This window comes from Comamonas sp. NLF-1-9, assembly GCF_019195435.1.
Lineage (GTDB): Bacteria > Pseudomonadota > Gammaproteobacteria > Burkholderiales > Burkholderiaceae_C > Comamonas_C.
In genome coordinates this window covers 1,262,710-1,278,275 of sequence record NZ_CP078069.1, presented here as the reverse complement: position 1 = coordinate 1,278,275, position 15,566 = coordinate 1,262,710, and the positions used below count along the sequence as shown (strand labels likewise).

General features: G+C 69.6%; 16 protein-coding genes. 15 read left to right on the top strand and 1 reads right to left on the bottom strand.

Features of this window, described 5'->3' with window-relative positions; translation table 11 throughout:
- Positions 1-114: 114 nt before the first annotated feature.
- Positions 115-552: a CBS domain-containing protein gene (locus tag KUD94_RS06205; RefSeq protein ID WP_218238913.1), complete on the top strand. Its 438-nt coding sequence runs from the start codon at positions 115-117 to the stop codon at positions 550-552.
- Between the two features lie 9 nt (positions 553-561).
- On the opposite strand, the gene KUD94_RS06200 is transcribed toward KUD94_RS06205, so the two are convergent.
- On the bottom strand, positions 562-2,085 hold the full coding sequence (locus KUD94_RS06200; RefSeq protein WP_218238912.1) for a GGDEF domain-containing protein: 1,524 nt from the start codon (positions 2,083-2,085) through the stop codon (positions 562-564).
- Between the two features lie 144 nt (positions 2,086-2,229).
- On the opposite strand from KUD94_RS06200, the gene surE reads away from it, so the two are divergent.
- From surE to bamB, 14 genes are all read left to right on the top strand, one after another.
- On the top strand, positions 2,230-3,003 hold the full coding sequence (surE, locus tag KUD94_RS06195) for a 5'/3'-nucleotidase SurE (protein WP_218238911.1): 774 nt from the start codon (positions 2,230-2,232) through the stop codon (positions 3,001-3,003).
- Entirely contained in the window at positions 3,000-3,791 is a 792-nt protein-coding gene (locus KUD94_RS06190) for a protein-L-isoaspartate(D-aspartate) O-methyltransferase (RefSeq protein ID WP_218238910.1), read from the top strand. The genes surE and KUD94_RS06190 overlap by 4 nt, the downstream gene beginning before the upstream one ends.
- 22 nt (positions 3,792-3,813) lie before the next feature.
- Complete coding sequence (locus KUD94_RS06185; protein WP_218238909.1) at positions 3,814-4,668, top strand: peptidoglycan DD-metalloendopeptidase family protein; 855 nt, start codon at positions 3,814-3,816, stop codon at positions 4,666-4,668.
- On the top strand, positions 4,668-5,654 hold the full coding sequence (locus KUD94_RS06180; protein WP_218238908.1) for an RluA family pseudouridine synthase: 987 nt from the start codon (positions 4,668-4,670) through the stop codon (positions 5,652-5,654). Before KUD94_RS06185 ends, KUD94_RS06180 begins: the two co-directional genes overlap by 1 nt.
- 173 nt (positions 5,655-5,827) lie before the next feature.
- Positions 5,828-6,475, top strand: a complete 648-nt coding sequence (scpB, locus tag KUD94_RS06175) for an SMC-Scp complex subunit ScpB (protein ID WP_218238907.1) — start codon at positions 5,828-5,830, stop codon at positions 6,473-6,475.
- Positions 6,456-7,661 carry a 23S rRNA pseudouridine(2605) synthase RluB gene (rluB, locus tag KUD94_RS06170; RefSeq protein WP_218239326.1) on the top strand — a complete coding sequence of 402 codons (1,206 nt, stop codon included), beginning with the start codon at positions 6,456-6,458 and terminating at the stop codon, positions 7,659-7,661. The genes scpB and rluB overlap by 20 nt, the downstream gene beginning before the upstream one ends.
- A 70-nt stretch (positions 7,662-7,731) precedes the next feature.
- Positions 7,732-8,157 carry a nucleoside-diphosphate kinase gene (gene ndk / locus KUD94_RS06165; RefSeq protein ID WP_146913564.1) on the top strand — a complete coding sequence of 142 codons (426 nt, stop codon included), beginning with the start codon at positions 7,732-7,734 and terminating at the stop codon, positions 8,155-8,157.
- Between the two features lie 49 nt (positions 8,158-8,206).
- Positions 8,207-9,328 carry a 23S rRNA (adenine(2503)-C(2))-methyltransferase RlmN gene (gene rlmN, locus KUD94_RS06160; protein ID WP_218238906.1) on the top strand — a complete coding sequence of 374 codons (1,122 nt, stop codon included), beginning with the start codon at positions 8,207-8,209 and terminating at the stop codon, positions 9,326-9,328.
- 29 nt (positions 9,329-9,357) lie between these two features.
- Complete coding sequence (pilW, locus tag KUD94_RS06155) at positions 9,358-10,182, top strand: type IV pilus biogenesis/stability protein PilW (RefSeq protein ID WP_218238905.1); 825 nt, start codon at positions 9,358-9,360, stop codon at positions 10,180-10,182.
- Positions 10,175-11,101 (top strand): RodZ domain-containing protein, encoded by a 927-nt coding sequence (locus tag KUD94_RS06150; protein ID WP_218238904.1) that lies wholly within the window; start codon positions 10,175-10,177, stop codon positions 11,099-11,101. Before pilW ends, KUD94_RS06150 begins: the two co-directional genes overlap by 8 nt.
- A complete protein-coding gene (gene ispG / locus KUD94_RS06145; protein ID WP_218238903.1) occupies positions 11,102-12,379 on the top strand; it encodes a flavodoxin-dependent (E)-4-hydroxy-3-methylbut-2-enyl-diphosphate synthase in 1,278 nt (425 codons plus the stop codon).
- Between the two features lie 86 nt (positions 12,380-12,465).
- On the top strand, positions 12,466-13,749 hold the full coding sequence (gene hisS / locus KUD94_RS06140; RefSeq protein WP_218238902.1) for a histidine--tRNA ligase: 1,284 nt from the start codon (positions 12,466-12,468) through the stop codon (positions 13,747-13,749).
- Positions 13,750-13,764: 15 nt separating this feature from the next.
- Positions 13,765-14,424 carry a tetratricopeptide repeat protein gene (locus KUD94_RS06135; RefSeq protein WP_218238901.1) on the top strand — a complete coding sequence of 220 codons (660 nt, stop codon included), beginning with the start codon at positions 13,765-13,767 and terminating at the stop codon, positions 14,422-14,424.
- Positions 14,421-15,554, top strand: coding sequence for an outer membrane protein assembly factor BamB (gene bamB, locus KUD94_RS06130; RefSeq protein ID WP_218238900.1), 1,134 nt, complete (start codon positions 14,421-14,423; stop codon positions 15,552-15,554). The genes KUD94_RS06135 and bamB overlap by 4 nt, the downstream gene beginning before the upstream one ends.
- Positions 15,555-15,566 lie beyond the last annotated feature (12 nt).

The window sequence follows — 15,566 nt, the reverse complement described above, 5'->3', positions numbered from 1 at the left end:
TTTCATTGTGATGCGTTGGCTGCTGGCAAGGCCCTATTGCGGCGTGCCTGCCCTTGTGGTGACATCAGGCATGCGTATTGCCGGTTTTCCCCTCGCAGAAAAGGAAGGTGTGCCATGACGACGGTTGCTGAAATCCTGCGCTCCAAGGCCAGTGCCGAGGTGCATCACGTGAAGCCGACGGACACGGTGCTCGATGCGCTGCGGCTGATGGCGGACAAGGGCATAGGCGCGCTGGTGGTGCTGGACGGCAGCAAGCTCGCGGGCATCTTCACCGAGCGCGACTACGCGCGCAAGGTGGTGCTGCTGGGGCGCAGCTCGGGGCATACGCCGGTCAGCGAAATCATGACGCGCGCGGTGCGCTACGTGCACTCGACCCAGAGCACCGAGGAGTGCATGGCCTTGATGACGGAAAACCGCCTGCGCCATCTGCCGGTGGTCGATGGGGACAAGCTGGTGGGCATCGTCTCCATCGGCGACCTGGTCAAGCACGTGATGTCGCAGCAGCAGTTCGTGATCGAGCAGATGGAGCAGTACATCACCGGCGGCTGGTAGCGCGCGCCCTCAGGCGGCGACCACGCGGTTCTTGCCGGCGCGCTTGGCCAGGTACATCGCCTGGTCGGCGCGGCGCAGCGCAGAGGCCGGCTCTTCATCCGGCGCCAGCTGGGCGACGCCCGCGCTGAAGGTGATGAGCACGTGCTCTTCGTTGCTCAGAAAGTAGTGCGTGGTCAGCTCGCGCTGCAGGCGCTTGAGCGCCTCCACGCCCTGCTCCAGCGCGGTGCCGGGCAGCACCAGCACGAATTCTTCGCCGCCGTAGCGCGCCAGCTGGTCTTGCGGGCGCATGGCGCGGCGCGCGACCTCGGCCAGGTGCAGCAGCGCGCCGTCGCCTGCGGCATGGCCGTAGCGGTCGTTCAGCGCCTTGAAGTTGTCCAGATCGAGCAGCGCCACGCACAGCGGCGCGTCGTGGCGCTGGCTGCCCGAGACCTCGCGCCGGAGCGCCTCTTCCATGCCCTTGCGGTTGAGCGCGCCGGTCAGCGGGTCGTGGCGCGCCTGGGCGCTGGTGCGCTCCAGTTCCTGGCGCAGGCGCTCGATCTCGGCGTTGGCGGTGTCGGCCCTCTGGCGCAGCTCGTGCAGCTCGCTGCGCATGGCCTGGCTTTTGTGCGCCATGGCCTGGGTAGCGGACATGGCATCCTGCAGCACCGGCCGCAGTGCCTGCAAATCCTTCACCTGGCTGATGCGTTCGGCGCAGTCGCTGAGCTGGCCGTGGTAGGCGGCGCTGCTTTCGTCCATCTGCGCCAGGCGGTCGATGAAAGTGGCCAGCAGCTCGCGCATCTGGCGCTGAGCTTCGACGGCGTGCGCCTTGGCTTCGGACTGCTTGAAGATCACGTCCTTGAGGCGCTGCTGCACATCGTCCAGGCGGCGCAGCGTCAGCGGCGGCACCGCCGCGTCGCGCAGCGCCTGCGCCTGGCCCGCCAGCCAGGCATCGTCCTGGCTGAGCACCGCCACGTTGTCGAACACCATGTGCAAGAGCATCAGCAAGGTCGCGCGGATGGCGCTCTGGTCTTCGGCGGCAAAGCTCAGGCGGTAGCTGAAGTTGGACAGCAGTTTTTGCGTCTCCACCAGCGCCGGCATGGGCTGACGCAGCCAGGCGACCAGCTCCTGGCCGAGCTGGCGCACGCGCTCGTCGTCTTCGCCCAGGCTCGCGCCGACGTTGTCGATCAGCCGTGCCAGGTGTTCGGCGAAGACGGTGTCGAGCGTGCCGCTCTCGGCCGGCTTGTCGGCCACCGCCACCGGCACCGGCGTGACCCCGAGCGCCGCATAGCCCACCAGCGTGCTCTGCAGCGCCGCCCAGTCCTGCGCCTCGATCGCCGCCCCGAGCTGCGCCAGCAGGCGTTGCTGGCCCGGTGTCTGCCCCGGCATCACGCGGGCGATCTGGCGCAGGCGCATCTGCGGAAAGGCCGGCTGCGTGAGCTCGCCGGAGATCTCGTCGTAGATCGCCTGGTAGTTGTCCGGCGTGGGCTGCAGCCGGCGCGCGGCAATCTGCTTGAGGGTTTCGCGCGCGTATTCGGAAGCGGGTTTGCTGGCCATGGCACTCGGGCGTGGAAGAGGCGGTGCGCCCGATTGTCTCCGCTGAGCGCGCGGGGCCGCAATTGCCGGTTTCACGCGCGGCGGCGGCAGGTAGGGCGCTGCCGCGCGCCGCCTACAATGCCCAGCTTCCCCCAGCAGGCGAGCATGCGAATTCTCTTGTCCAACGACGACGGCTACCAGGCGCCCGGGCTGATCGCCCTGCATGCCGCCTTGTCCACGGTCGCCGAAGTCGACGTGATCGCGCCCGAGCACAACAACAGCGCCAAGTCCAACGCACTCACGCTCAACGCGCCGCTGTACGTGCAGACGGCGGCCAACGGCTTTCGCTACGTCAACGGCACGCCGGCCGACTGCGTGCACATCGCGCTCACCGGACTGCTGGACGAGCGCCCCGACATGGTGATTTCAGGCATCAACAATGGCGCCAACATGGGCGACGACACGCTGTATTCGGGCACCGTCGGCGCGGCCATGGAGGGCTATCTCTTCGGCATCCCCTCGCTTGCGGTCTCGCAGGTGGACAAGGGCTGGGCGGAGCTGGAAGCGGCAGCGCGCACCGTGGCCGATTTCGTCGGCCAGATGCACGGGCAAAAACTCGTCGGGACGGCCGCCTGGCTGCTGAACATGAACATTCCCAACCTGCCGCTGTCGGCGCTGCGTGCGCCCAGGCTCTGCCGCCTGGGCCGGCGCCATGCGGCGCAAAGCGCCATCCGCCAGGAAAACCCGCGCGGCGAAACCATGTACTGGATAGGCGCGGCCGGCGAGGCCAAGGACGCGGGCGAGGGCACCGACTTTCATGCCACCGCCCACGGCCACGTCGCGATCACGCCGCTGCAGATCGACCTGACCGACCACCAGAACCTGGGCTACTGGGCCCAGACCCTGGCGCGCCTGGCCGATGCGGAGACCCCGGCATGAGCCCCGCGCCGGGCGGCAGGCCGGGTTTTCCCGCGCGCCTGGGGGGCCTGGTCAAGGGCGGCGCGGCCACGGGGCCAGCGCCCGCCGGCCCGCGCAGCGCCACCGGGCGCGCGGCCGCGCCCCTGGGGTTGGGGCTGGATTCGGCAGCGGTGCGCCAGCGCATGGTGCAGCGCCTGGCCCAGGCCGGCGTCGCCCAGGCCGAGGTGCTGCAGGCCATGGGCAGCGTCCCGCGGCATGTGTTCGTCGATACCGCGCTGGTCACCCAGGCGTACGAAGACACCAGCCTGCCCATAGGCTGGGGCCAGACCATCTCCAAGCCCTCGGTGGTGGCGCGCATGGTGCAGTTGCTGCTGCAAGCGCCTTGCGTGCAGGCCGGCGGACAGCTAGCGCGCGTGCTCGAGATCGGCACCGGCTGCGGCTACCAGGCGGCGGTGCTCTCCTGCCTGGTGCGCGAGGTCTATACCGTCGAGCGCCTGCGCGCCATGCACGAACGCGCGCGCGAGCGTCTGCGCCCGCTGCGCCTGGCCAACGTCCATCTGATACTGGGCGACGGCATGCTGGGCTATGCCGCGGGCGCGCCCTATGCGGGCATCATCAGCGCGGCCGGCGGCGAGCAATTGCCCGCCGCCTGGCAGGAGCAACTGGCGGTCGGCGGGCGCCTGGTGGCCCCGGTAGCGGGCAGCGGCGGGGTGCAGGCGCTGCAGGTGGTGGATCGCACCGCGCAGGGCTATGTGCACAGCGTGCTGGAGGCGGTGCATTTCGTCCCCCTAAAATCGGGCATCGCGTAATCCATTGGACGCAGGCTGGCGTATGAGTCATATCGGTTTGGGGTGGAGGTTTTCCGCGCTTGTGGGAGCGGCGCTGCTGCTGGCCGCGTGCAGCAGCACCTCGGTCAATCAGGCGCCGGTGGAAAGCCGGGGCACGGCCTTGACCACGGCGGGCGCCGAGGCCACTGCGGTCGCCCCCACCACCCAGCCGCTGCCCGGCGCTGAGAACGCCGGCAAGCCCGGCTACTACACCGTCAAGCCGGGCGACGGGCTGATCCGCATCGCACTGGACCACGGCCAGTCCTGGCGGGATCTGGCGCGCTGGAACCGGCTGGAGAACCCCAATCTGATCCTGGTCGGCCAGGTCTTGCGCGTGGTGCCGCCCGAGGGCCAGCCGCCCGTCGCCGACGCGCCTGCTGCCCAGCCCGTGGCCAGCAGCGCGGCGCCGGCCGCCAGCAGCGCGCCGCCAGCGGCAGAGCCGGTCAGCGCCGCGCCTGCACCCGCGGCCGCAGCGCAGCCGGCGGCGCCCGGCGAGCTGCAGTTCGCCTGGCCGGCTTCCGGCCCGCTGCTCGCCCGTTTTGACGAAGGGCGCAACAAGGGGCTTGATATCGGCGGCACGGCCGGCGAGGCGGTGCAGGCTGCGGCCGACGGGCGCGTGGTCTACGCCGGCGCCGGTCTGCGCGGCTATGGCAACCTGGTCATCGTGCAGCACAACAAGACCTACCTCACGGCCTATGCGCACAACCAGAAGCTGCTCGTCAAGGAAGACCAGAACGTGCGCCGCGGGCAGAAGATTGCCGAGATGGGCAACACCGACGCCGACCGCGTGAAGCTGCACTTCGAAGTCCGCCGCGAAGGCAAGCCGGTGGATCCGCTGCGCTACCTGCCGGCGCGCTGATGCCTGCGCCGCCCGGCTTGGCGCAGGACGGCGCGCCAGCCGACTTACCCGAGGTCGAGCAGCGCGAATTCACCCTCGGCGCTGCCGAGCACGGCCAGCGCCTGGACAAGGTGCTGGCGGCGCTGGTGCCGGAATTCTCGCGCAGCTACCTGCAGCAGTTGCTGCAGCAGGGCGCAGTCCAGCTCAATGGCCGCGCTGGGCTCAAACCCGCGCACAAGGTCGGTGTGGGCGATGCGCTGCAGGTGCAGATGCGCCCGACCGAGCAGAGCCAGGCCTTTCGCCCCGAAGCCATGGCGCTGCAGGTGGTGCATGAAGACCCGCACCTGCTGGTCATCGACAAGCCGGCGGGACTGGTAGTGCATCCGGCGGCGGGGCATTGGAGCGGCACCTTGCTCAACGGCCTGCTGGCGCGCGACGCCGCGGCTGCGGCCCTGCCGCGTGCCGGCATCGTGCACCGGCTGGACAAGGACACCAGCGGTCTCATGGTGGTGGCGCGCAGCCGCGTGGCCATGGAGGGCCTGACCCGCGCGATCGCCGCGCGCGAGGTGCAGCGCCGCTACCTTGCGATCTGCTGGGGCCGCTGGTCGCCCGGCGTGCAGCGCTGCATCGATGCGCCCATAGGGCGTGACCCGCGCAACCGGCTGCGCATGGCGGTGGTGGATCTGGCCTTGCATCCGGGCAAGACCGCCCGCACCGAGGTGGAGGGCCTGGCAAGCGATGGCGGCCTGAGCCTGCTGCGCTGCCGCCTGCACACCGGGCGCACGCACCAGATCCGCGTGCATCTGGCGTCGCTCGGCCATCCGCTGGTGGCCGACGCGCTCTACGGCGGCGCACCGGCTGGCGCGCTGCAGCGCCAGGCCTTGCATGCGTTTTCGCTGGCGCTCGCGCACCCTGTCACCGGTGAGGCGCTGCACTGGCGCGCGCCCTTGCCGGCAGACCTGCAAGCGGCCTTGCAGGCACTGGGCTTGCACTACAATGATTTTTGACCTGGCGCTGCGCAAGAGAACGCGCAGCGCCAGCACCAGCAGCAGCGCCCGCGGTTGTCCTGCAGCACGCGCCAGCGCAACAGGCCGCCCCCAGCGCGGGCCGATGATCTGATTTTTCACCGCCACGAGGGCGCATGCCGCGCGATCGGCCGGCACCCACCAGGCGCAGACCCATGAACACGGTGCAAGCCAAAAAGGTCCTGGAGACCGCATTGCTCTGCTCGCCCCAGCCGCTGGCGCTGCGCGAGCTGCGCGCGCTGTTCGAAGACGCGCTCGGCGCCGACACCGTCAAGCTGCTGCTGGCGCAGCTGCAGGCCGAATGGGCGCAGCGCGGTGTCGAGCTGGTGCAGGTGGCCACGGGCTGGCGCTTTCAGAGTCGCCCCGAAATGCGCTCCTGGCTGGACCGGCTGCTGCCCGAGAAACCGACGCGCTACAGCCGCGCGACGCTGGAGACTCTGGCCATCATCGCGCACCGCCAACCGGTGACGCGCGGCGACATCGAAGACATCCGCGGCGTGGTGGTGAGCAGCCTGATCATCAAGCAACTGGAAGAGCGGGGCTGGGTCGAGGTGGTAGGCCACCGCGACACCGTGGGGCGGCCGGCGCTGCTTGCCACTACGCGCCAGTTCCTGGCCGACCTGGGTCTGCAATCGCTCTCCGACTTGCCGGCCCTGGCCGCGCACGAGGATGCGCTGCCCCGGTCTTTGCTGGCAGAGCAAGCCGGGCAGGCGCAATTGCCCTTGCCCGAAGACGGGGCGCAGGACGCAGGCGCGGCGCCCGAAATCACCGCGGGAGGCGATGATGAACGACGAGATGAATGAAGAGCCGCAGCAGCCGGCATCGGGGCAGCATGCGCCGGGCGCAGCCGCGCCCGCTGAGGGCGAGCAGCGGATGGCTCGACCGGGGCGCGGCCGGCAGGGCGGGCGGCGCAAGGCGGCGGCGCCCAAGCCCGGTTACGGCTTTGCCGACGTGGTCTCGGGCCAGCTCGACGAGGACGAGGACAACGCCGAGCTCCCCGCGCCCAAGCGCGTGCTGCAGCCGCGCCCCGAAGCGCCCAAGTTGCACAAGGTGCTGGCGCAGGCGGGCATGGGTTCGCGCCTGGACATGGAGCAGTTGATCCTGGAAGGGCGCATCTCGGTGAACAACGAGCCGGCGCACATCGGTCAGCGCGTGCAGTTTGGTGACCAGATCAAGCTCAACGGCAAGCCGATACGCTTTCGCATCGAGCCGCCGGCGCCGCGCGTGCTGGCCTACCACAAGCCGGCCGGCGAGCTGGTGACCATGGACGATCCGGAGAACCGCCCCACGGTGTTTCGCCGGCTGCCGCGTCTGGTGCAGGGCAAATGGCAGGCGGTGGGGCGGCTCGATCTGAATACCGAAGGCCTGCTGCTCTTCACCAGTTCGGGCGACCTGGCCAACCGCCTGATGCACCCGCGCTTTGGCATGGAGCGCGAATACGCGGTGCGCGTGCTCGGCGCGCTCAGCGACGAGGAAAAGCGCCAGTTGCTCGACGGCGTCGTGCTCGACGACGGCCCCGCGGCCTTCGGCGCCATCGAGGACGGCGGGGGTGAAGGCGCCAACTGCTGGTACCGCGTGACGATTGCCGAAGGTCGCAACCGCGAGGTTCGCCGCATGATAGAGGCCGTAGGCCACGCGGTCAGTCGGCTGATACGCATACGCTATGGCGCCATGGTGTTGCCGCGCGGGCTCAAGCGCGGCACCTGGATGGAGCTCGATGAAGGCGACATCCGCGCGCTCACGCAGGCGGCGGGCATGCCCGAACGCCCGGCGCGTGCAGAGCGCAAGGGCGGAGCGGCCAGGCCGGGCAAACGCCGTGGTGACACGCGCGGCCCGGGGCGCGAAGCCGGGCGCGATGGGCGCCAGGCTGCGTCGAGCCAGCCCGACCCGATGAAAACCTCGGTGGGCTATATCGGCGCGGACAGCTTTGCGCGCCAGCGCCGGCAAAAACAAAACCCCGGTCCGCGCCGCAGCAACCGTAGGCCTTGAGCGGAAACCTTAAAATCGACGGCTTTGCGCACGGCGCAGCCACTTTCACAACACACCATCAGGAATGCACATGGCCACAGAACGCACCCTCTCCATCATCAAGCCCGACGCGGTCGCCAAGAACGTCATCGGCCAGATCTACGCGCGCTTCGAGGCCGCCGGCCTGAAGATTGCCGCCGCCCGCATGATCCATCTCTCGCGCGCCCAGGCCGAGCAGTTCTACGCGGTGCACAAGGAGCGCCCCTTCTTCAAGGATCTGGTGGACTTCATGGTCTCCGGCCCGGTGATGGTGCAGGTGCTCGAAGGCGAGAACGCCATCCTCAAGAACCGCGACCTGATGGGCGCGACCGACCCCAAGAAGGCCGCCGCCGGCACCATCCGCGCCGACTTTGCCGACAGCATCGACGCCAATGCGGTGCACGGCTCGGACGCCCCCGAAACCGCTGCCGTGGAAGTGGCCTTCTTCTTCCCCGGCCTGGCGATCCACGCGCGCTGAGGCGCGCACGCGGCCGGCGCGCCCCTGGGCAGGCCGGTGGAGCACAGCCATGATTACCAATCTCCTCGATCTGGATCGTCAGGCGCTTGCCGCATTTTGTGGCCAGCTCGGGGAAAAACCGTTTCGCGCCACGCAGCTGTTTCGCTGGATACACCAGCGCGGCGTGCAGGACTTTGACCAGATGACGGACCTGGCCAAGTCGCTGCGCGAAAAGCTCAAGGACTGCGCCTACATCGTCGCGCCCCCTGTTGCCAAGGAGCACGTCTCGCAAGACGGCACCGTGAAGTGGCTGTTCGACGTGGGGCGCAACAATGCGATCGAGACCGTCTACATCCCCGAGGACGACCGCGGCACGCTGTGCGTCTCCAGCCAGGCCGGTTGCGCCGTCGGTTGCCGCTTCTGCTCGACCGGCCACCAGGGCTTCAGCCGCCACTTGACGGCGGGCGAGATCGTCGGCCAGCTCTGGTGGGCCGAGCACGCGCTGCGCAAGCGCTTTGGCAGCGACGAGCGCGTGATCACCAACGTGGTCTTCATGGGCATGGGCGAGCCGATGAACAACTACCCGGCGCTGGTGCCGGCGCTGCGCACCATGCTGGACGACCACGCCTACGGGCTGTCGCGCCGGCGCGTGACGGTGTCGACTTCGGGCGTGGTGCCAATGATCGACCGCCTCGCGGCCGATTGCCCCGTGGCCCTGGCGATTTCGCTGCACGCGCCCACCGACGCCCTGCGCGACACCCTCGTGCCCCTGAACCGCAAGTTCCCGCTGGCCGAGCTCATGGGCGCGGCGCGCCGTTATCTCGAGGCGGCGCCGCGCGACTTCATCACTTTTGAATACTGCATGCTCGACGGCGTCAATGACCAGCCCGAGCATGCGCAGCAGCTCATTGAGCTCATTGGCGACGCGCGCTGGGCCGGGCTGTCGTGCAAGTTCAACCTGATTCCGTTCAACCCGTTTCCGGCCTCGGGCCTGCGCCGCTCGCCCAATGCCGCGATCGCTGCCTTTGCCAAAGTCTTGCTCGACGCCGGCGTCGTGACCACGGTGCGCAAGACGCGCGGCGACGATATCGACGCGGCCTGCGGCCAGCTCGCCGGCGAAGTGCAAGACCGCACGCGCGTCGCGCAACGCATGGCCAAGCTGCGCGAGAGCGCGAGCCACGTCGGCGCTTGAACGGCTGCATCACCATGGAGGAGCAGGGCATGGTCTCTTGGCATATCGCGCACCGCGGTCTGGGCCGCTGTGTGCTGGCGCCGCTTGTTGCGCTCGCGCTCGCGCTGCTGCAGGCCTGTGCGAGCGCGCCCGCACCGGGCTCGGACGCCGAGGCGCTGGCCGCCGCCGCGCCCAGCACCGATGCGCGCCACCGTGCGCACATCCGGCTGGAGCTGGCGGCCAACTACCTGCAGATGGGCAAGCCCGAAGTGGCGCTGGAAGAAACCGCCCAGGCGCTGGCCGCAGACCCAGGCTACTCCGAGGCCTACCAGTTGCGCGGGCTGGTCTACATGGCGCTGCAGGATTGGGCCAAGGCGCAAACCAACCTCCAGCGCGCGCTCGAACTCAAGCCCGCTGACCCCGACGTGATGCACAACCTGGGCTGGCTGCACTGCCAGCGCAAGGACTACGACAGTGCCGATGCGCTGTTTCAGCGTGCGCTCGCCACGCCCGGTTACGCCTCGCGCGTCAAGACCTGGACGGCGCAAGGCGTGTGCCATGAACGCGCCGGGCGTTTTGCGCAGGCACGCGAGACCTTGCTGCGCGCCTACGAGTTCGATGCCGCCAACCCCGTGGTCGGCTACCACCTTGCCTCCGTCATGTTCGCCCAGGACGACGCCAAGGGCGCGCAGTTCTATATCCGGCGCGTGAACAACGGCGAGTTCTCCAACGCCGCTTCGCTCTGGCTGGGCATCAAGGTCGAACGCGCGCTCAAGGACGCCGACGCGATGCGCCAGCTGGCCGAGCAGCTCAACCGCCGGTATCCGGATTCGCGCGAAGCAATGGCGCTGGTGCAGGGGGCTTTCGATGAGTGAGCCGGCGCCGGATTTGCCCGGCCGGCCGGCCGAAGACGCGGCGCCGGGCCAGGCCACGGCCGGGCGCCTGCTGGCCGCCAGCCGGGAGCAGGCCGGGGTGCATCTGGCGGCGCTGGCTGCCGCGCTCAAGGTGCCCACCTACAAGTTGCAGGCACTGGAAGAAGACCGCTATGAGGTCTTCAACGACGTGGTGTTTCTGCGCGCGCTCGCTTCCAGCGTCTGCCGCTCGCTCAAGGTCGACGCGGCGCCGGTGCTGGCGCTGCTGCCCGCCAGCGCGCCGGTAGCGCTCAAGGACCAGCAGGGCCTGAACGCGCGTTTCAAGGAAGCGGGCGAGCGCGCAGAAACTGGCAGCGTGCTCGGACTGCCGATCTCGCGCCTGACGGCCTTCGTGGTCATCGCCTTGCTGGCGGCCGCTCTGGTGCTGGCCTTCGTGCCGCGCGGCGGCGACGGCGGCGAAACCCCGGCCACGCAGGTGTCACCGCTCGCGCCCGCCGAGACTTCGGCCCCCGTGCCTGCGCCAGCGCCCCAAGCGCCGGCAGCGCCGCCAAGTCCCGCGCAGACGGACGCCGCCCCGGCGGCGCCCACGCCCGCCCAGCCGGCCACGGCCCTGGAAGCACCCGCGCCTGCGCCAACGCCCGTCGAGCCCGCCGAAGCGGCGTCCGCCGCGAGCCAGGCTGCGCCCGCCGAGCCTCTGGTCATCGCCGCCCGCCAGCAGACCTGGGTGCAGGTGCGCAGCCCCGGCGCCGGCGTGCTGGTCGAGCGCAACCTGGAGCCTGGCGAGCGCTATGTCGCGCAGGGCAGCGGCCCCTGGTCCGTGGTGATAGGGCGTGCGGACGCCGCCGAGGTGACGGTGCGCGGCGAAGCGATGAATTTGAACGCCGTGGCGCGCAACAACGTCGCCCGGTTCGAGGTGAAGTGAATGCTGATTTCTGAAACGCACGCGCCCATAGCCATGGTCGCGCCGGCGCCGCGCCATACGCGCCAGGCGCGCGTGGTCTGGGGCGACAAGGTAGTGAGCGTGGGCGGCGACGCGCCGGTGCGCGTGCAGTCCATGACCAATACCGACACGGCCGACGTCAAGGCCACGGTGGCGCAGGTGCGCCAGCTCGCCATCGCCGGCTCGGAGCTCGTGCGCATCACCGTCAACACGCCCGAGGCGGCCGCGGCCGTGCCCGAAATCCGCGAGCGCCTGGACAAGATGGGCGAGTTCGTGCCGCTGGTAGGCGACTTTCACTACAACGGCCACCGCTTGCTGACCGACTTTCCGCAGTGCGCGCGCACGCTCTCCAAATACCGCATCAACCCGGGCAACGTGGGCAAGGGCGACAAGCACGACAAGCAGTTCGCCCAGATGATCGAGGCGGCGCTCAAGTGGGACAAGCCGGTGCGCATCGGCGTGAACTGGGGCAGCCTGGACCAGGAGCTGCTCACCGCGTTGATGGACGAGAACGGCACGCGCGCCCAGCCCTGGGACGCGCGCCAGGTGATGTACGAGGCGCTGGTGCGTTCGGCCCTGTCGTCCGCGCAAAGGGCCGAAGAACTGGGTATGTCCGGCAACCAGGTCATCCTCTCGTGCAAGGTGAGCGGCGTGCAGGACTTGATCGCGGTGTACCGGGCACTCGCGCAGCGCTGCGACTACCCGCTGCACCTGGGCCTGACCGAAGCCGGCATGGGCGCCAAAGGCATCGTCGCCTCGACCGCCGCCATGGCCATGCTGCTGCAAGAGGGCATAGGTGACACCATTCGCGTGTCGCTCACGCCCAAGCCGGGTGAATCGCGCACGCAAGAGGTGCTGGTCGCCACCGAGATCCTGCAGTCGCTCGGCCTGCGCGCCTTCGCGCCCAGCGTCACCGCCTGCCCAGGCTGCGGGCGCACCACCAGCACCACGTTTCAGGAGCTGGCCAAGCAGATCGACGACTACCTGCGCGCCCAGATGCCGCTCTGGCGCACGCGCTACCCCGGCGTGGAAAAGCTGCGCGTGGCGGTGATGGGCTGCATCGTCAACGGCCCGGGCGAGAGCAAGCATGCCGACATCGGCATCAGCCTGCCGGGCACCGGTGAGGCGCCGGCCGCTCCGGTGTACGTCGACGGCCAGAAAACGGTGACGCTGCGCGGCGAGCACATCGCGCAGGAGTTTCAGCAGCTCGTCGAGGACTACGTGCAGCGCCGCTACGGCCTAGCCGCGGGTGCCGCTTGAGCGGGTTGATATTGCTATCGGGAAGAGAGCTGGTAGCGCTTGCTGGGCAAGGGCTGGAGCCTGTTTTCATCTAAATTTTCAGCGCCATGCAAAAACTGTCTGCCGTCAAGGGCATGAACGACATCCTGCCGCCCGATTCGGCCCGCTGGGAGTGGCTGGAAGAGGTGGTGCGCTCGCTGATGCAGCGCCATGCCTATCGGGCGATACGCACGCCCATCGTCGAGCCCACGGCGCTTTTCGTGCGCGGCCTGGGCGAGGTCACCGACATCGTCGAGAAGGAGATGTACTCCTTTGAAGACCGACTCAACGGCGAGCAACTCACGCTGCGCCCCGAGGCCACGGCCGGCGTGGTGCGCGCGGCCGTGGAGCATTCGCTGCTCTACGACGGCGGCAAGCGCCTGTACTACATGGGGCCGATGTTTCGCCACGAACGCCCGCAGCGTGGGCGCTACCGCCAGTTTCACCAGATCGGCGCCGAGGCGCTGGGCTTTCCCGGTGCGGAGGTGGATGCCGAAATCATCCTGCTGGCGCATGCGTTGTGGGCCGAGCTAGGCCTTGCCGACGTGCGCCTGGAGCTCAACAGCCTGGGCCAGCCCGAGGAGCGAAGAGCACACCGCGCGGCCTTGATCGCCCACTTCGAGGCGCATCAGCACCTGCTCGACGAGGACGCGCACCGGCGCCTGCACAGCAACCCGCTGCGCATCCTGGACACCAAAAATCCGGCCATGCAAGCCGTGGTTGAAGGCGCGCCCAGGCTCATCGACCATCTCGGCGAGGCTTCACGCGCACACCTGCAGCAGGTGCAGGCCATCCTCGATGCCGCAGGCGTAGCCTGGAGCATCAACCCGCGCCTGGTGCGCGGCATGGACTACTACAACCTCACCGTCTTCGAATTCGTCACCGACCAGCTCGGTGCGCAGGGCACGATCTGCGGCGGCGGGCGCTACGACTACCTGATCGAGCAAATGGGTGGCAAGCCCGCGCCCGCCGTTGGCTGGGCGCTGGGCGTGGAGCGCGTGCTGGAGCTGCTCAAGGAGCAGGAGCGCGCCCTGGCCGCACCCGCGCCCGATGCCTATGCCGTGGTGCCGGACGCAGCGGCCTTGCCCACCGTCATGGCCAGCCTGCAGCGGCTGCGCGCGCTTGGCGTGGCGGTGCAGATGCACGCCGGCGGCGCGCAAGGCCTGGGCAGCATGAAGGCGCAATTCAAGAAGGCCGACGCCAGCGGCGCACGGTTCGCGCTGGTTTTCGGCGCTGACGAGCTGCAGGCGGGCATGGTCACAGTCAAGGCGCTGCGCGAAGCGGGCGAGCAGGTGCAGCGCCCGCTGGCCGACCTGGCCGCGCTGGCTGCCAGCCTACAATCCCCGCGCTGATAGAAAGACCGCACGATGGCACACCACTTTGACCTTGAAGAACAGGAACAGATCGCCCAGTTCAAGCATTTCTGGGACACCTGGGGCAGCCTGATCACCTGGGCGGTGATCGTGGTCATGGGGAGTCTGGCGGCCTGGAATGGCTATCGCTACTGGCAATCTCGCCAGGCGCAGCAGGCGGTGGCCATGCTCGATGCCGTCCAGGTGGCAGCGCAGGCCGGCGAGCTGGACCGCGTGCAGCAGATCCTCGGTGATCTGCGTGCTGACTATCCGCGTACCGCCCAGGCCCAGCAGGGCGCGCTGGTCGCGGCCCAGGCCTTTGCCAAGGAGCAGCGCTGGAAGGACGCGCAGGCGGCGCTGCGCTGGGTCGTGGACAAGGCGGCAGATGAAGGCTTTGTGGCGCTGGCGCGGCTGCGCCTTGCCGCCACGCTGGTGCAGGAAAAGGAGTACGACAAAGCGCTGGCCGAGCTCTCGGGCGCCTTCCCGTCCGAGTTTGCCGCCGTGGTCGCCGACCAGACCGGCGACGTGCTGCAGCTTCAGGGCAAGACGGCCGAAGCCATTGCGCAATACCGCCGCGCCTATGAGGCGCTGGGTGAGCAGCTTGCCTATCGCCAGATCGTCGAAGCCAAGCTCGATGCGCTGGGCGGCAACGCTTCGCCCAAGGGGGGCGCATGAGCGCGCGCGCCGCCTGGCGGCTGTGTGCCAGCGCCGTGCTGCTGGCCTTGGCCCTGGTGCTTGTGGCCTGCGGCTCGTCGCGGCCCAAGCCGGTGGAGCTCGGCGCCGTGGTGCCGCTGCTGCCGGTGCACCAGGTATGGCAGGCGCAGATCGGCGCCGTTGATTCCCTGGTGCTCAGCCCGTCCGTGCACGGCAGCACCGTGGTGCTGGCCTCGCGCGGCGGCGCGGTGACGGCACTTGACGCGCGCACCGGCGCCAGCCTGTGGCGCGCGCAGCTGTCCGAGGTGCTCTCGGCCGGCGTCGGCAGCGACGGCGACCGCGCCGCCGTGGTCTCGCGGGACCGACAGCTCATCGTGCTGCAGGCCGGGCGCGAGCTTTGGCGCCAGCCCCTGCCGGCGCAGACCTTCACTGCGCCGCTGGTGGCGGGTGGACGCGTTTTCGTCATGACCGCCGACCGCTCGGTCCTGGCCTTCGACGGGCAGACCGGCTACCCGCTGTGGAACCAGCAGCGCCGCGGCGAGAACCTGGTGTTGCGCGAGAACGGCCTGCTCATGGCCGTGGGCGACACCCTGGTCGCGGGTTTGTCCGGGCGCATGGTCGGGTTTGACCCGGATTCGGGCCTGATCCGCTGGGAAGCGCCGATCGCCACTGCGCGCGGCACCAACGACGTCGAGCGGCTGGTGGAACTGCTGGGCGGCGTCAGCCGCGAGGGCAGCGTGGTCTGTGCCCGCGCCTTCCAGGCGGCAGTGGGCTGCGTGGATACGGCGCGCGGCGCCTTGCTGTGGACGCGCAGCTCGCACGGCGCGCGCGGCATCGACGGCGACGCGCAGGCGCTGTTCGGCGCGCAATCCAACGGCACGGTGCAGGCATGGAAGCGCGCCGATGGCGCGCCGCTGTGGAGCTACGACGTGCTGCGCTACCGCACGCTCACCGCGCCCTTGCTGCTCGGTCGCTCGGTGGTGGTAGGCGACGACAGCGGGCTGGTGCATCTGCTCTCGCGCGAGGACGGCACGCCGCTGAACCGGCTCTCTACCGACGGCTCCGGCGTGGCGGCCACGCCCGTGGTCGCGGACAAGACCCTGGTCGTGGTGACGCGCCAGGGCAGCGTGTACGGCTTTCGGCCCGACTGAACGGGCCGTTCG

Coding starts and splice junctions, on each gene's coding strand:
- rluB (WP_218239326.1), top strand. CDS start 6,456: ATGAACGACGAGATGAATGAAGAGCCGCAGCAGCCGGCATCGGGGCAG.
- KUD94_RS06135 (WP_218238901.1), top strand. CDS start 13,765: ATGGCACACCACTTTGACCTTGAAGAACAGGAACAGATCGCCCAGTTC.
- bamB (WP_218238900.1), top strand. CDS start 14,421: ATGAGCGCGCGCGCCGCCTGGCGGCTGTGTGCCAGCGCCGTGCTGCTG.
- KUD94_RS06200 (WP_218238912.1), bottom strand. CDS start 2,085: ATGGCCAGCAAACCCGCTTCCGAATACGCGCGCGAAACCCTCAAGCAG.
- ndk (WP_146913564.1), top strand. CDS start 7,732: ATGGCCACAGAACGCACCCTCTCCATCATCAAGCCCGACGCGGTCGCC.
- scpB (WP_218238907.1), top strand. CDS start 5,828: ATGAACACGGTGCAAGCCAAAAAGGTCCTGGAGACCGCATTGCTCTGC.
- hisS (WP_218238902.1), top strand. CDS start 12,466: ATGCAAAAACTGTCTGCCGTCAAGGGCATGAACGACATCCTGCCGCCC.
- surE (WP_218238911.1), top strand. CDS start 2,230: ATGCGAATTCTCTTGTCCAACGACGACGGCTACCAGGCGCCCGGGCTG.
- ispG (WP_218238903.1), top strand. CDS start 11,102: ATGCTGATTTCTGAAACGCACGCGCCCATAGCCATGGTCGCGCCGGCG.
- KUD94_RS06180 (WP_218238908.1), top strand. CDS start 4,668: ATGCCTGCGCCGCCCGGCTTGGCGCAGGACGGCGCGCCAGCCGACTTA.
- KUD94_RS06205 (WP_218238913.1), top strand. CDS start 115: ATGACGACGGTTGCTGAAATCCTGCGCTCCAAGGCCAGTGCCGAGGTG.
- KUD94_RS06185 (WP_218238909.1), top strand. CDS start 3,814: ATGAGTCATATCGGTTTGGGGTGGAGGTTTTCCGCGCTTGTGGGAGCG.
- KUD94_RS06150 (WP_218238904.1), top strand. CDS start 10,175: ATGAGTGAGCCGGCGCCGGATTTGCCCGGCCGGCCGGCCGAAGACGCG.
- KUD94_RS06190 (WP_218238910.1), top strand. CDS start 3,000: ATGAGCCCCGCGCCGGGCGGCAGGCCGGGTTTTCCCGCGCGCCTGGGG.
- rlmN (WP_218238906.1), top strand. CDS start 8,207: ATGATTACCAATCTCCTCGATCTGGATCGTCAGGCGCTTGCCGCATTT.
- pilW (WP_218238905.1), top strand. CDS start 9,358: ATGGTCTCTTGGCATATCGCGCACCGCGGTCTGGGCCGCTGTGTGCTG.